Source organism: Streptomyces sp. JLBJ103, from assembly GCF_058215575.1.
Genome location: NZ_CM177089.1, coordinates 918,644 through 933,771, shown reverse-complemented (window position 1 = coordinate 933,771; position 15,128 = coordinate 918,644). Strand labels below are relative to the sequence as shown.

Sequence of the window (15,128 nt, the reverse complement as noted above, 5' to 3'; positions counted from 1 at the left end):
CGTTGTGACGTATGGCGCGTTCAAGACCGTTTGCGGTGGCGGCCATCGGTAACCCGAGACGTATCGAACCCGTCCGGATGCGCCCGCGTGAGCACGGGCGCCCGCCCCGCGGACAGTGCGCGGCGAGGCCGAGGACGGGCAGCCGGAACCGAATACACAGCACACGACCGAATTCACGGAAAAGGGGCAGCCATGGAGTGGTGGCGGAGCGCCGCATGCACGGACGAGGATCCCGAGCTGTTCTTCCCGGTCGGGGTCGCCGGTCCCGCCGCACAGCAGCAGGAGGCACGGGCCAAGCAGGTCTGCGGACACTGCCCGGTGACCCGGGTGTGCCTGGAGTACGCGCTCGAGACCGGGATGACCCACGGGGTGTGGGGCGGCACCGGTGAGGAGGAGCGCCGGGTGTTGCGCCGCCGGGGACAGCGCCGGGCCAGGAACGCCGAGCGGACCCGGGAGCGGGCCGTGGCACACGCCGGAGGCCGTCGCGCCGCCCGCTGAACGGTCGCGGCGGTCATGGGCGTTATGCGCGCTATGTGTGTTACGCCGGGTGCGGCCGCCCCCACGAGACCCGTCCCAGCGGGGTGAACCGCACCGGGGTGCCCGGCGCGGCCTGCGCCGCGGCGGCGAGCCACCGCTCCGGGACGACCCCCACGACCGGGTAGCCGCCGGTGGTCGGATGGTCGGCGAGGAAGAGCACCGGACGGCCGTCGGGCGGCACCTGGATGGCGCCGAGCGCCATGCCCTCACTGGGCAGTTCACCGTCCCGCGCCCGCTCCAGGGCGGGGCCCTCGGTCCGCAGCCCGATCCGGTTGCTGGCGGCCGAGACCCGGAAGTCGCCGGTGGTCAGCGTGTGCAGCCCCGCGCGGGTGAACCAGTCGTCGCGCGGGCCGAGCACCACCGGGAGCACCAACTCCGGCGGTACGCCCCGGTGGGGCACCCCGTCCGCCCCGGGCGGCGCCTCCCCGGCGGGCCCGAGGCCGAGCACCGCACCGTCCGCGAGCGGAGCCGGGCCGAGCCCGGAGAGCACATCGGTGGCGCGGCTGCCGAGCACCGGTTCGGCCCCGACCCCGCCGTCGAACGCCAGATAGCTGCGTACGCCATGGGTGGCGGCCCCGAGTTCCAGCAGCGCACCGGCCGGTACCCGCACGGGCGCGCCCCATGCGGCCGGGCGGCCGTCGACCGTGACCGGGCAGGGCGCGCCGGTGACGGCCACGGTCGCCGTGCGGCGCAGCCGTACCGCGCAGCCGGTCAGGGTGGTCTCCAGGGTGGCGGCCCCGTCGGCGTTCCCCACCAGGCGGTTGGCGAGCCGGTGGGCGGGCTGGTCGAGGGCGCCGGAGCGCGGCACACCGAGATGGGCGTGGCCGGTCCGGCCCAGGTCCTGCACGGTGGTCAGGGCGCCTGCCCGTGCCACCGCGAAGGCGCTGTCGGTCATGTGCCGCTCCCTTCGCCCGTCGTGGGCTCCCGAGGGACCGTCGTGGGCTCCCACGGGACGAAGCGGACGCGGGTGCCGGGCGTCAGCAGCGCCGCCGGTTCTCGTGCGGCGTCCCACAGCACGGTGTCCGTGGTGCCGATGAGCTGCCAGCCGCCGGGGGAGGAGCGCGGATAGACGCCGGTGTACGGGCCCGCCAGCGCGACCGAGCCCACCGGGACCTTCGTCCGCGGGGTAGCGCGGCGCGGTACCGCGAACCGCTCCGGCAGCCCGGTGAGATAGCCGAAGCCCGGCGCGAATCCGCAGAAGGCGACGCGGAACTCGGTACCGCTGTGGACGCGTACGGCCTCCTCGGGGGTGACCCCCCAGAGGCCGGCGACCTCGGGGAGGTCCGGGCCGTCGTAGCGCACCGGGACCTCAAGGATGGCGCCGTCATCGCGGGTGAGGGACGGTATGTCCCAGCCGGGCAGCTCGGCGGCGAGACGGCCGGGGTTCTCGAGGCCGTCGAGGTACACGGTGCGGGCGGCGGGCACGATCTCGCGCACCGCGGGCAGCCGTCCGTCGGCCACCCGGCGCAGCAGCTCGGCGTGGAGCGCCTCGGCCGCGTCGCCGCTGCCGAGTTCGACGAGGAGCCCGTGATCGCCGACGGGCAGGCTCCGGAGGGTCACGTGAACGCCGCCACGCGTACGCCCGCGGCCGTCAGTTCGCTCCGCACCCGGCGGGCGAGGTCGGCGGCGCCGGGGGTGTCGCCGTGGAGACACAGGGAGCCCACCTCCACCTCGATCCGCCAGCCGTCGACAGAGGTGACGGCGTTGTCGCGGGCGAAGCCCAGGGCGCGTTTGACCACCGTGCCGGGGTCGGAGACCACGGCGCCGGGCTCGGTCCGCGGCACCAGGGTGCCCGCCGCGGTGTACGCGCGGTCGGCGAAGGCCTCGGCGACCACCGGCAGTCCGGCCGCGCGGGCCGCCTCGTGCAGCCGGGAGCCGGGCAGACCCAGCACCGGCAGCGGTCCGCCCGCGGCGAGCCGTACGCCCTCGACGACGGCGGCGGCCTGCGCCTCGTCGTGCACACAGCGGTTGTACAGCGCGCCATGGGGTTTGACGTAGGACACCCGCGATCCGGCGGCGCGGGCGAAGATCTCCAACGCGCCGATCTGGTAGGTGATCTCATCGGCCAGTTCGCGCGGGGGGACGTCCATGGCGCGCCGTCCGAAGCCCGCCAGGTCCCGGTAGGAGACCTGGGCCCCGATGCGGACACCGCGCTCGGCCGCCAGCTCGCACACCCGGCGCATGGTCGACGGGTCTCCCGCGTGGAAGCCGCAGGCGACATTGGCGCTGGTGACGATGGACAGCAGGGCCTCGTCGTCGGTGAGCTGCCAGCGGCCGAAGCCTTCACCGAGGTCGGCGTTGAGATCGATCGACGGGTTCGCCAAGGGTGCGGTCATATCCGTCCGTTCGGGCGTGCGGATCGCGTACGGGTGGGGGAGAGTACGCGGGCGATGTGGTTGAGCGTCAAGGTAGGCGATCGTTGAACGATCCGACAAGAGTGTTGTTGTCCCGTTCTTCTTTCTGGGCTTGACTTCTCGCGATACGGAATGCGCGAAGCCGCGAAGAGGAGCAAAAGTGGCGAATGGGGACAACGGGTCCAACGGGACACAAGGCTTGCCGCCCGGCGCGGAGCGTCGGCTTGCGCAGGCGTCGGACGTCTCGGAGGGCTCCGGGGTCCCGGGACTGGAGGCCGACCGGGCGCTACTGGGTCGCACCAGTACCGCGGAGCGGGTCGCGGACATCCTCCGCGACCGCATCGCCGAGGGCTTCTTCCCGCCCGGCACCCGGCTGTCCGAGGACAGCGTCAAGGGCGCCCTGGGTGTCTCCCGCAACACCCTGCGCGAGGCGTTCCGGCTGCTCACCCATGAACGGCTGCTGGTGCACGAGCTCAACCGCGGGGTCTTCGTTAGGGTGGTGACCGTCGATGACCTCAACGATCTCTACCGGCTGCGCAGGCTGGTCGAATGCGCGACGCTGCGCGAGCTGGGGGAGCCGCCGTACCCGCTGGAGGCGGTCGAGGCGGCGGTGGTGGCCGGTGAGCGCGCCGTGCAGGACCGTTCCTGGCAGGACCTGTCCACCGCCAACATCCGCTTCCACCAGGCGATCGTCGGCCTCGCGGGCAGCCCGCGCGCCGACGAGCTGATGCGCGCCGTCCTGGCCGAGCTGCGGCTGGTCTTCCATGTGATGGCCGACCCCCGCCGCTTCCACGCGCCGTACCTGGTCCGCAACCGGCAAATCCTGGAGGTGCTCCAGGCCGGGGACGCGGTGGAGGCCGAGCGGCTGCTCGCCTCCTATCTGGACGACTCCCAGCGGCAGTTGGTCGAGGCCTACGCGCAGAAGGTGGCCCGCGCCTAGGGTCTGCGACGCGATGGACGATCCGACGGAACGAGAACAAGTTGGTTTCAGGCTCTTGTCGGATCGTTGAACGAACACCTAGCCTCCGGTGCATTCTCCTCACGCCGTCGTGCTCCGTACGCCGTCGTGGGGTCCTGCACGCGGAAGGCGGGACACATGATCGTTCTCCTTGGCGTTCTGGTGGTGATCCTCGGATTCGCCACCCGACGCAATCCCCTGCTGGTGGTCGGGGTCGCCGGCATCGTCACCGGGCTGCTGGGCAAGCTGTCGCCTCAGGAGGTCCTCGCGGCCTTCGGCAACGGCTTCGCCTCCAGCCGCTCGGTGACGATCTTCGTCATCACCCTCCCGGTCATCGGCCTCTTGGAGCGCCACGGGCTCCAGGAGCAGGCCCGGACCCTCATCGGCAAACTGGGCAAGCTCACCACCGGCCGGTTCCTCGCGCTCTACCTGGCCCTGCGCCAGCTGACCGCGGCCTTCGGCCTCACCAGTATCGGCGGCCCGGCCCAGAGCGTGCGTCCCATGGTCGCGCCGATGGCCGAAGGCGCCGCCGAGCGGCGCCACGGTCCGCTGCCGGAGAAGGTGCGGGAGCGGATCCGCTCCTACTCCGCCAGCTCCGACACCGTCGGGCTGTTCTTCGGCGAGGACTGCTTCCTGGCCATCGGCTCGATCCTGCTGATCACCGGCTTCGTCAACTCCACTTACCACACCCACCTGGAACCGTTGCAGCTCGCGCTGTGGGCCATCCCCACCGCCGTCTGCGCCTTCCTCATCCACGGCTTCCGGCTGCTGCGCCTGGACCGCTCGCTGGAGAGCCAGATCGCCGCCTCGGGCGGACCGTCCGCTGCCGTGGGCAGCCGCACCGTGGAGGAGGCCAAGTGATCAAGGCCGAGTGGTTCTTCTGGCTCGTCGGCGCCGTCTTCCTCGCGATGGCCACACAGATGGCCTTCGACCGCAGCAACCCCAAGCGCCATGGCTCCGCCGCCTTCTGGGGACTGCTGGGCGCCTGCTTCTTCTACAGCTCCTGGGTGACCGAGAAGAAGGCTCCCGCCGAGCCGCTGGGCGTCGCCGTCCTCGCCATGGTCTGCCTGGGCGGCTTCAACCTCACCGGGCGCGGGGTCCCGCGGACCACCACCACCGAACAGCGCGTCGCCTCCGCCGCCCGGCTCGGCAACCGGCTGTTCATCCCCGCGCTCACCATCCCGCTGGTCGCCGTCATCTGCGCCTCGGCCGTCAAGCACTGGCACATCGGCGGCACCCCGGTGCTCGAGACGGGCAGCGAGACCATCCTCGGCCTCGGCTTCGGCGCGATCGCGGGGCTGCTGGTCGCCATGGTCGTGGTCCGCGAGCGCAGGCCCGCCGTGCCGCTGCACGCCGGGCGGTCGCTGCTGGAGTCCATGGGCTGGGCGCTGCTGCTGCCCCAACTGCTCGCCGTACTCGGCTCCATCTTCCAGGTGGCCGGGGTCGGCGACCAGGTCGGCAAGATCACCGAACAGCTGCTGCCGGACGGCCAGAAGTACATCGCCGTGGCCGTCTACTGCGTCGGCATGGCCCTGTTCACCACCATCATGGGCAACGCCTTCGCGGCCTTCCCGGTGATGACCGCCGCCATCGGCTGGCCCGTACTCATCGAGCAGATGCACGGGGACGTGCCCGTGGTGCTCGCCGTCGGCATGCTCGCGGGCTTCTGCGGAACGCTGGTGACCCCCATGGCCGCCAACTTCAACCTGGTGCCCGCCGCACTGCTGGAACTCAAGGACCAGTACGGGCCCATCAAGGCGCAGATCCCCACCGCCGGCGCGCTGCTGGTCTGCAACATCGCCATCATCTCGCTCTTCGCCTTCTGACCGGTTCGCCTTCTGATCAGAGAGAGTTCCGATGACCCGGGTGCTGCTCACCGGTTTTGAACCCTTCGAGGGCGAGGAGGTCAACCCGTCGTGGGAGGCCGTCTCCCTCGCCGCGGCCGCCCCGCCGCCCGGCCTTGATCTCATCACCGCGCGGCTGAGCTGCGTCTTCGGCACCGCTCTCGAGGAGTTGGCCGCCGCGGTGGAGGCGGCCGACCCCGATCTGGTGCTGTGCGTCGGACAGGCGGGCGGCCGCTCCCGGATCACCGTCGAACGGGTCGCGATCAACGTCGACGACGCCCGCATACCCGACAACGCCGGACAGCAGCCGATCGACGAACCCGTCGTGGCGGGTGGCCCCGCCGCCTACTTCGCGCCACTGCCGGTCAAGGCGTGTGTCGCCGCCGTGCGGGCGGCCGGGATCCCGGCCGCCCTGTCGCAGACCGCGGGCACCTTTGTGTGCAATCACGTCTTCTACGGACTCGCCCATCTGATCGCCACCCGGCGGCCAGAGATGCGCGGCGGCTTCGTCCACCTCCCGTACGCCCCCGGACAGGTCGTGGACCGGGACCAGCCGTCGCTGCCCGTCGCCACGGCCGCCGAGGCGCTCCGCGTCATCGTCACCACGGCGGCGCACACCAGGACGGATCTGCGCATCGCGGAAGGAGCCACCCATTGAGCCCGCCGCGCTGCGCAGACTGTCCATGGACGGACCACCCGGTCACGGGGCCGTAGACTGACGGGCCGGTGAGTCGCGGGAGACGCGCCGGTGTCGCGCGCGTGGACGCGCGTATCAGCGCGCACCCGCGTACGCCCCGGCGGGGGATCTCCGCGTCATAGCGGGATCTCCGTGCCGTTTCGTCCGTTGTCGGTGCGACGGCCTACTCTGTGCGACGTGACATCTCCACCCCCCGGGGCCGCTGCGCCCCAGCTCAACGGCCATGCCGGGGCTGCTCGCCCGGCACCGGGCCCGGCCGCCGACGAGGGCCTGGCCCGGCGGCTGCGCGCGCTCGCGTGCACCGCGCCGCTGCATGACCTCGACGCGCGCAAGGTCAATCTGGCGGGGGAGTACGGGGTGTACGCGATGGCCGAGGTCGCCCTCGCCGCCATCGACCTCGTCACGCTCCACATGGACTTCGACACCGGAGCCGACCACGACGAGATAGTGGCCCGGCTGCTGCCCCGGATCGCCGCCCAGGCCCCCACACGCCCCGCCGCCGAGCATGAGCGCGTCGCCCGCTGGGTGCTGGACAACCTGATCAACGTCGGCAGTGTGGACCGCGGCTTCCGCGCGGTCTACGGCACTTTCGGCCCCGACGGCGCATATGTCCGGCGTGACTACGACTTCAAGCTGATCGAGGAGGTGCCGGGACCCGGCGGCACCGTCTATCTGCGCACCACCGACGAGGCGGTTAACGTCCTGGTCGGCGCCCTCGACACGGATGTCACCAGCGCCCAGATCGCCGCCGAGGTCAAGTTGGAGGTGCTGATCAGCCGCGGCCGTCTCGCCGACGCCCAACTCGCCGCCGAGCAGGCCCGCTACCGCACCGTCCAGTACTCGGAGACCCTGCGCCGCACCCTCGACGCCACCCGGCGCAACGTCCGCGCGGTCGACTGGCTGAGCACCGTCCCCGAGATGATCACCGAGGCGCTCGACCACGTCGCCGACCGCTACCGCCACGAGAACGCGATCCTCACCAACATCCGCAAGGCGCGCGACGAGGCCGAAGGCGCCGAGCACAAGCGGCGCGCCGCCGAGCTGGTCGACATCGTCAAGGACTGCATCCGCCGTCACACCCAGCTTCAGTCCCGGCTGCTGGAGGCCGGGCCGCTGTTCCGCGCCGAGCAGGACCGCCAGGCGTTCGCCACGCCCGCCGCCCGCGCCGGACTCGACCTCTACGGACAGCTGCTGTCCCCGCTGCTCCCGCTCCCGGTGGAGCGCGCGGGCCGGGTCACCGACGCCTTCTTCGCCCGCGGCGCGGGCCTGCGCACCCCGACCTCGGTACGGATGGGCGACCTGGTCGAGATGCTGCTCACCCCGCCGGTGGAGCGGGAGCACCTCGGCGCGGAGATGCCCGAGCCCGATCTGATCGCCACCCCCGACGACAGCCGCTTCAGCGAGGAACAGCTCGGGATGGCCATGGAGCTGCTCGACCTCCCGGCCGACGTCCCCCGACGCCTCTCGGGCCTCCTCGCCGACGCCCGCCGCCGCGACGCCGACCTCCCGTACCTCATCGCCCTCCTGGCCGTGCACGCCGCGAGCCCTCCGGTCGGCACCGCCTACCGCCAGGGCGAGCAGCGCCTGCTCTTCGCCGTCGACGACGGCACCGAGCTGGACGACCCGGAGTTCGGCGGCGCCGATCTGATCGTCGGCACGGCTCTGCTGGACGCCGTCGGCATGGCCGCGGACCGGGCGGAGGTGGCCTGATGCCGCGCGACGCCCGACCGGCCGCCGTGTCCTTCGTCAACCGTGAGTACGCCCCGCGCAAGGAGCTTCACCCGTGACCGAGTACGACGCCCTCGACGAGGCGACGCAGCCGGACCCCGCACCGGCGCCCGGCGGCGCACCGGGCGGGGTCACCCCCGCCGACGCGGCCGACGCCGCGCGGCTGGTGGCCTTCGGGCTCCAGCCCAAGCTGCTGCCCGCGCGTGACGTCGAGTACGCCGAGCTGCTCCGCCGCCACCGCGACGAACCGGCCTTCGCCCGGCTCACCGACGCCGTCGCCGCCGGGCTCGGTCTGATCGTGCTGGAGGTGTCCGCCCGCGCCGGGATGGCCGTCACCGCCGCCGAGGACTCCGTCTTCGCCGTCCGTATGGGCGACTACGCCCGCCGCGCCAACACCGACTCCGCCGACCGCTTTCTGCACGGCCTCGCGCATCTCGCCGTGGCCGCCCTGGCCTTCCCCCGCCCCGAGGACCTCGCCGATGACGGCTACATCGGCCGGATCACCGTCAACGGGGTCGACGCCTTCGTCCGCCAGGCGTGCCGCCGTCTGGAGGAGCGGGCCGGGGAGCAGGGCGACAACACCGATCCCGCCACCGACGCGCCTGGCCTGGAGGCCGCCTGGCGGGTGTACGCGCGACGCAGCGCCACCGGCGCCACCAAGGACGCGCGCAGACTGGCCGGTTCGACCACCGGCATCGTCGGCAAGGCCGTCGCCTTCCTCGTCGACTCCGGCTTCCTCCAGCGCACCGGGGACGACGCCGGGGGCGCGTACCGCACCACCGCCCGCTACCAGCTCCAAGTGCGCGACATGGCGGCCGGTGCCGCCATGACCGAGCTGCTGGAGCTGGGCGTCGTGCCCGTCGGCGACGGCAGTGCGACCCTGCTGCCGCCCGATGACACCGACGACCTCGACCTCGTCGCCGACGCCGGTCTGCCGTTCCACTCCTGACGACTGACGACTGACGACTGACGACCGAAGATCCACCCGCCACCCTGACGACAACGAGAGTCCTGCCGCCATGTACGAGCTGTCCCGGGTCCGCCTCTACTCCATCGGGCCGGCCGGTGCGCGCTATGCCGACACCGTGCTGGACCTGCGCGGAGTCGGCGAGCCGGTGCCCAGCCCCGCGCCCACCCAGGCGGAGTTCTTCGAGGAGGAGCCGGTCGGCCCGCCCCGGCGCCCGGCCCCCGCGGGCGTGCTCTTCCTGGAGAACGGCGGCGGCAAGTCCGTCCTGCTCAAGCTGATCTTCTCGGTGATGCTGCCGGGCCACCGCAACACCCTCGGCGGCGCCAGCTCCGGTGTGCTGCGGAAGTTCCTGCTCGCCGACGACTGCGGCCATGTCGCCCTGGAGTGGCAGCACACCGTCACCGGTGAGACCGTCGTGGTCGGCAAGGTCAGCGAGTGGCGCGGGCGTCAGGTCTCCAACGACCCGCGCAAGTTCGCCGAGGCGTGGTACTCCTTCCGCCCCGGCCCCGGGCTCAGCCTGGACTCGCTGCCCGTCGCCGAATCCGCCGCGGTACGGCCCGTCGCCGAGGGCGCCTCCACCGCCCGCGGCCGCCGCCGCACCATGAAGGGGTTCCGCGACGCGCTCACCGAGGCGGGCAAGGCGTATCCGCATCTGGACGTGGTGTGGGTGGAGATCCACGAGCGCTGGAACGAACACCTCGGCGACCTCGGTCTGGACCCCGAACTCTTCCGCTACCAGCGGGAGATGAACGCCGACGAGGGCGAGGCGGCCGGGCTCTTCGCCGTCAAGAACGACTCCGACTTCACCGATCTGCTGCTGCGCGCCGTCACCGACACCCGTGACACCGACGGGCTCGCCGATCTCGTCCACGGCTTCGCGCACAAGCTGGGCCGCCGCGCCGAGCTGACGGCCGAACGGGACTTCACCGCCGGTTCGCTGGATCTGCTCTCGCGGATCGCGGAGGCGGCAGACCGCCGTGAGCAGGCGCGCGGTGTGCACGCGGGCGCCGAGCGCCGCACCCGTACGCTCGCCCGGCGCCTCTCCGCGCGGGGAGCGGAGGAGCGTGGCCGCGCCGCCGAGCTGGCTCAGCAGGTGGCCTCGGCCGCACACGCCGTCACCGAGGCCGAGACGGCGCGCGGCCGCAGCGACCTCGTCGCGGCCGAACTCGCCTACCGCCACGCTTCGTTGGCCCTGGCCGCCGCCGAGAAGGGCGCCGCCGCGCAGCGCCGGGAGCTGAACGACGCCCGCACCCTGCACGCTGCCTGGCAGGCCGCCGAGACGGTGCTGCGCCATCGCGCCGCCGCCGACCGCTCCGCGCGCGTGGCCACCGCTATCCGCGAGGCCGAGCGGGACGCCGCCCCCGCCCTCGCGGCCCGCGCCAAGGCCGCGGCCGACCTCGTACGCGTCCTGCACGCGGCGGCCGAGGACGGCGAACGGGTGGCCAACGAGGAGGAGGAGCGCTCCGCCGCCCTCCAGGAGACCGGTGAGTCCGCCCACCGCGACGCCACCGCCGCCGCCACCGCGGCCCAGCGCGCCCGCAGCGACGCCGAGCATCTGCGGCAGCGGCTCGCCGAGGTCGAGCAGGAGACCGCCGAGGCCGTACGGGCCGGATGGCTCGACGACTCCGCCCCGGACGCCGACCCGGCCCGCGCCGCGCTCGCCGCGAGCGACGCGGAGAAGACCGCGGCCGCGGCCTGGGACGCCGCCCGTGAGACGGCCCGCCGCACCGCCGAATACGCCACGTCGGCCGCCGCCGAACAGGCCGGCGCCGAACTGGCCGCCGCCCGCGCGGCGGACGCCGCGCGGGCCGCGGAGTCCGCGTACGAGGGGGAGCGGCGTACGGCGGAGGCGCTCGGCGCCGAACAGCGCCTGGTCGAACTGCTCGGTCTGCCCCAGCCATCGGCCCCCGTCCCCGCACCCCGCGGCACCCACCGCCCGCTGGCCGCCGACTCCGGCCGGACCGGGTGGATCACGCTCCCGGTCGACGATTCCGACGCGGACGACATGCTGGGGCTCGCCCAACTCCCGGACGCCTTCCGCGCCGAGCCCCCGACCCGCCCGTTCGCACCCGAGCCCGACTCCCTGGGCGATCACGACCACGACCACGCCTACGCCTACGCCGAGGGCGAGGGCGAGGGCGAGGGCGGCGTGGAGGCGCCGGGGACGGGTGGGCCGACCGACCGTTGCGTGCGTCCGGACCGTGGCGTCCCCACCGCGACGGTGGACCCCATGGCTCCGGATCTGACCCCGGCCGGCGGACGGGACGTCGATGACCAGCACGCCGACGGCGGCAGTCGCACCCTGGCGGCGGAGTCCGTTCCGCCCGCGCGGGTGACCGTCCGGGTCGGGGACGAGGACGAGGCCGATGACGAGGGCGAGGACCGGGACGGGGGCGAGCAGCGCCGTCGCCGTCGTGCGGTGGCCGCCGAGTCGCGGCCGACGGGGCGGGTTTCGGCCGATGTCGAGGGCGGCACCGAGCGGCAGCCGTCCGACTCCGGCTCCGGCAACGCCGGTTCCGTTCCGTCGCCCGCATCCCGCGCCGACGGTCAGGAGTCCACCGACGCCGAGAACCCCGATACGCCCGACACCTCCGCCGACGACCCCGACTGCTGGGATCCCGAGCTGGGGGAGGACACCGCGGACGCTCCGCGCCCGCGCCAGGAGCGGCCCGCACCCCCGCGCCCCGAAGGGCCGCTGACCGCCGAGGAGCTGGACCGGAACGCCGAGGCGTTGCGCGAACTGCTCGACGACGGCGTCGCGTCCGCCGAGCGGCAGCTGTTCGAGCTGCGCACCGCCGCCGCCGATGACTCACGGATCCTCGCCGCACTCGGCGACGGCGGGTTGCTGCCGCCCAGCCCGGATGTGCTGGCGGCCGTCGAGTTCCTCGGTGAGCACGGCATTCCGGCGCTCCCCGGGTGGCGTTATCTCGCCCAGGCCGTCGACCCCGTCGACCACGCCGCCGTACTCGGGGCCCGCCCCGAGCTGGTGGACGGTGTGGTGATCACCGACCCCGACACCCACGCCCGCGCCCGCGAGGTGCTGGGGCAGGCGTCGCTGCTGCCGCGGTCCGCCGTGGCCGTCGGCACCGCCGCCGCGCTGCTCGCGCCGACGCCCGCGCCGGGGGCACAGGACAGCGGGGTCTTCCTGGTGCCGCCGAACCCGGCGATGCACGACGAGCGCGCCGCCGACGACGAGCGGCGGGAGCTGCGTACCCGCGCCACCGCGCGGGACGAGGAGATCCGGGCGCTCGCCGCCCGGCTGGCGGGCGACCGTGCGCTGTCGGCGCGGCTCGCGTCCTGGCGCACCGGCTGCCCGCGGGGGCGGCTCGCCGAGCTGGCCGCCGCGGCCGAGGAGGCGCGGGAGACCGCCGACACCGCACAGCGGGAGCTGGTGGAGCTACGGACGGCCCGCGCCGAGGCCGACGAGGCCGCCACCGAGGCGGCCCGGGTCCGCGACGAGCGGCAGGAGGCGGCCCAGCGCGCCCGCCGCGTGGCCGACGCGCTGGCCGGTCTGGCGCACCGGCTGCGTCGGCGTGCGGACTGGCAGACCCGGCTGCGCGAACTGGCCGACGAGGCCGCCGAGTCGGAGGAGCGGGCCGACACCTGTGTGGACCGCGCCCGCGCGGCCGACGAGGACCGGCGCGCGGCCCAGCGCGCGGCCGATGACGCACGCCGTACCGCCCGCGCCCTGCGCGCCGAGCGGGCCGAGATCGCGGGCGCGCCCGACGACCTCGGCGAGGACACCGAACCACCCACCGCCTCGCTGCCCGCGCTCCGCGAGGCGTACCGCGCCGCCTCCCAGGTGTACGAGAAGGTCGGCGTGGGCGCCGACCTCCGCGCCGAACAGGCCCGCGCCGAAAGCGACGAGAGCGCGGCACTCGCCGCCCTCGACCGGCTCACCAACAAGGTCCGCACCCGCGCCGCGCAGCTCCTGGAGGGCACCGACGGCGCCGACGGCCCCTCGCGCCAGGCCGCCGCGGCCCGCGCCGAATCGCTGGTCCAGATGCTGGAGACGCGCGCGTCGGCGGCGAGCGAGCAGCTGGGACGGCTGCGTGGCGAGGCCGAGCGGCTCGCCCCCGCCGACGACGGCGACGCGCACACCGAGCTGCCCGAGGAGATGGTCCCGGCCGACGCCGAGCGGGCCAAGGAGCTGCTGCGCACCGCCACCACCGAACTGGCCACCCGTACCGACGCGCTGGACACCGCCCGCACCGTCCACGCCGAGCTGCTGCGCTCCCACCGCGCCGCCGAGGACGCCGCGGGTGGCTTCGACGAGACCGCAGCGCTGCTGCGGGACCTGCTGCGCGATGGACCGGGCTCGGGCGAGGACGAGGCGGAGCGCCCCGAGCCGTACACCGGGGACCTCACCGAGGCCCGCCAGGCGGCGACCGAGACGCGCCGCTCACTCCGTGGCTGCGCGGCCGATCTCTCGCAGGCCGAGTCGGCCGTCCGGGAGGCGAGCGACGTCCTCGTCCGGCACGCCAACTCCACCCGCTACGAGCACGTGCGCACCCCGGCCCGCCAGCAGATCCGGGAACTGCCCGCGGCGGCTCTGCCCGAGCACGCCGCGGCCTGGGCCGAGGCGTTCGCGCCCCGGCTGCGGGTGCTGACCGATGAGCTGGAGCAGCTGGAGCGCAACCGCGGCAGCATCGTCGACCGGCTGCGCGGCCTGGTCGAATCCTGTCTGGCCACGCTGCGTTCGGCCCAGCGGCTCTCCCGGCTCCCGGAGGGCCTCGGCGAGTGGTCGGGCCAGGAGTTCCTGCGGATCCGCTTCGACGACCCGGACCAGGCGACGCTGACCGAGCGGCTGGGCGAGGTCATCGACGAGGCCACCAGCTCCGCCGTGAAGAAGAACTCCGATCTGCGCCGCGACGGAATGTCCCTCCTCCTGCGCGGAGTTCACGCCGCGCTCCAGCCGCGCGGTGTGGCGGTCGAGATCCTCAAGCCGGACGCGGTGCTGCGGGCCGAGCGGGTGCCGGTCGGGCAGATGGGCGATGTGTTCTCCGGCGGTCAGCTGCTGACCGCCGCGATCGCCCTGTACTGCACCATGGCCGCGCTGCGCAGCAATGACCGCGGCCGGGACAAGCACCGCCACGCGGGCACGCTCTTCCTCGACAATCCCATCGGCCGGGCCAACGCCACCTATCTGCTGGAGCTCCAGCGGGCGGTCGCGGACGCGCTGGGTGTACAGCTGCTGTACACCACGGGCCTGTTCGACACCACGGCGCTGGCCGAATTCCCGCTGGTGATCCGGTTGCGCAATGACGCGGATCTGCGGGCCGGGCTGAAGTACATCAGCGTCGAGGAGCATCTGCGGCCGGGGCTGCCCGAGCGTGACCCCGAGGGCGAGCAGGTGCACGGCCAGATCACGGCCACCCGGATGTACAAGCGGCCGGAGACCGCCGGGCCCGCGGACACCGCCGATCCGAAGGAATGAGCCGAAGCGGCGGCCCAGGCCCCACAGCCCAGCCCGCCGCTTCGGCCCCCCCGCTAGTTGGTCACCTGCTGTGTGGTGCTCCCCGCGGAGGCCGCGTAGTTGACGTCGCCGTTGTAGTTGGCGGTGACGGTGTGGGTTCCCTTCTGGAGCGGGTTGAACGTCCCGGAGGCCACGCCGTTGACCAGCGTCACGGTCTGCGGGGTACGCCCGGGAATCTGCGGCAGCGTCAGCTGGTAGGCCAGGGCCACCGCGGCCAGCGAGACGATCGAGGCGACCAGCATCATCCACCCGGCGAGCCAGCCCACATGCACGTTGCCCAGCCGCTTGGACCAGTTGTAGACCGAGCCCGCGACCGGATAGCGGGCGGCCAGCTCGGCAAGCAGAGCGCCACCATGAGCTGTCCGGCGAAGACCATCGGCCAGGACCACCAGTAGGCGGGCCCACCCTGGCTGTAGCCGAAGTAGAAGAGCTGGAAGGTGCCGGTGAGGATGGAGATGTAGCTGATCCCGGCGGCGAAGGTGTGGAAGGTGCCGAGCGTTCTCTTCAGTTCGGGACGGTAGCCGAACTCCGCGAGTTCGGCGTCGTCCTGGGAAGGGGACTTGACTT

General features: G+C 73.6%; 11 protein-coding genes and 1 pseudogene. 8 read left to right on the top strand and 4 right to left on the bottom strand.

Features of this window, described 5'->3' with window-relative positions; all coding sequences use genetic code 11:
- Nucleotides 1-192 precede the first annotated feature (192 nt).
- A complete protein-coding gene (locus AC4BEG_RS03785; RefSeq protein ID WP_490704485.1) occupies nt 193-498 on the top strand; it encodes a WhiB family transcriptional regulator in 306 nt (101 codons plus the stop codon).
- Between the two features lie 40 nt (nt 499-538).
- Here the strand turns inward: AC4BEG_RS03785 and AC4BEG_RS03780 are convergent, their stop codons facing one another.
- The 3 genes from AC4BEG_RS03780 to AC4BEG_RS03770 are packed head-to-tail and all read right to left on the bottom strand — an operon-like array spanning nt 539 to nt 2,873.
- Nucleotides 539-1,432, bottom strand: a complete 894-nt coding sequence (locus AC4BEG_RS03780; protein ID WP_490704484.1) for a 5-oxoprolinase subunit C family protein — start codon at nt 1,430-1,432, stop codon at nt 539-541.
- Entirely contained in the window at nt 1,429-2,097 is a 669-nt protein-coding gene (locus tag AC4BEG_RS03775) for a 5-oxoprolinase subunit B family protein (RefSeq protein WP_490704483.1), read from the bottom strand. The genes AC4BEG_RS03780 and AC4BEG_RS03775 overlap by 4 nt, the downstream gene beginning before the upstream one ends.
- On the bottom strand, nt 2,094-2,873 hold the full coding sequence (locus AC4BEG_RS03770; protein WP_490704482.1) for a LamB/YcsF family protein: 780 nt from the start codon (nt 2,871-2,873) through the stop codon (nt 2,094-2,096). The genes AC4BEG_RS03775 and AC4BEG_RS03770 overlap by 4 nt, the downstream gene beginning before the upstream one ends.
- 286 nt (nt 2,874-3,159) lie before the next feature.
- On the opposite strand from AC4BEG_RS03770, the gene AC4BEG_RS03765 reads away from it, so the two are divergent.
- The 7 genes from AC4BEG_RS03765 to AC4BEG_RS03735 all read left to right on the top strand — a co-directional run bounded on the left by AC4BEG_RS03765 (nt 3,160) and on the right by AC4BEG_RS03735 (nt 14,522).
- Nucleotides 3,160-3,831: a GntR family transcriptional regulator gene (locus AC4BEG_RS03765; RefSeq protein WP_490706970.1), complete on the top strand. Its 672-nt coding sequence runs from the start codon at nt 3,160-3,162 to the stop codon at nt 3,829-3,831.
- 156 nt (nt 3,832-3,987) lie between these two features.
- On the top strand, nt 3,988-4,710 hold the full coding sequence (locus AC4BEG_RS03760) for a DUF969 domain-containing protein (protein ID WP_490704481.1): 723 nt from the start codon (nt 3,988-3,990) through the stop codon (nt 4,708-4,710).
- Entirely contained in the window at nt 4,707-5,675 is a 969-nt protein-coding gene (locus tag AC4BEG_RS03755; RefSeq protein ID WP_490704480.1) for a DUF979 domain-containing protein, read from the top strand. The genes AC4BEG_RS03760 and AC4BEG_RS03755 overlap by 4 nt, the downstream gene beginning before the upstream one ends.
- A 31-nt stretch (nt 5,676-5,706) precedes the next feature.
- Complete coding sequence (gene pcp / locus AC4BEG_RS03750) at nt 5,707-6,351, top strand: pyroglutamyl-peptidase I (RefSeq protein WP_490704479.1); 645 nt, start codon at nt 5,707-5,709, stop codon at nt 6,349-6,351.
- 216 nt (nt 6,352-6,567) lie between these two features.
- On the top strand, nt 6,568-8,100 hold the full coding sequence (locus AC4BEG_RS03745; protein WP_490704478.1) for a hypothetical protein: 1,533 nt from the start codon (nt 6,568-6,570) through the stop codon (nt 8,098-8,100).
- Nucleotides 8,101-8,173: 73 nt separating this feature from the next.
- Nucleotides 8,174-9,067, top strand: a complete 894-nt coding sequence (locus AC4BEG_RS03740) for a hypothetical protein (protein WP_490704477.1) — start codon at nt 8,174-8,176, stop codon at nt 9,065-9,067.
- A 70-nt stretch (nt 9,068-9,137) separates the two neighbouring features.
- Nucleotides 9,138-14,522 carry a hypothetical protein gene (locus tag AC4BEG_RS03735; protein WP_490704476.1) on the top strand — a complete coding sequence of 1,795 codons (5,385 nt, stop codon included), beginning with the start codon at nt 9,138-9,140 and terminating at the stop codon, nt 14,520-14,522.
- A gap of 116 nt (nt 14,523-14,638) precedes the next feature.
- On the opposite strand, the pseudogene AC4BEG_RS03730 reads toward AC4BEG_RS03735, so the two are convergent.
- Nucleotides 14,639-15,111, bottom strand: a pseudogene (locus AC4BEG_RS03730) (APC family permease); the annotation flags it as partial.
- Nucleotides 15,112-15,128 lie beyond the last annotated feature (17 nt).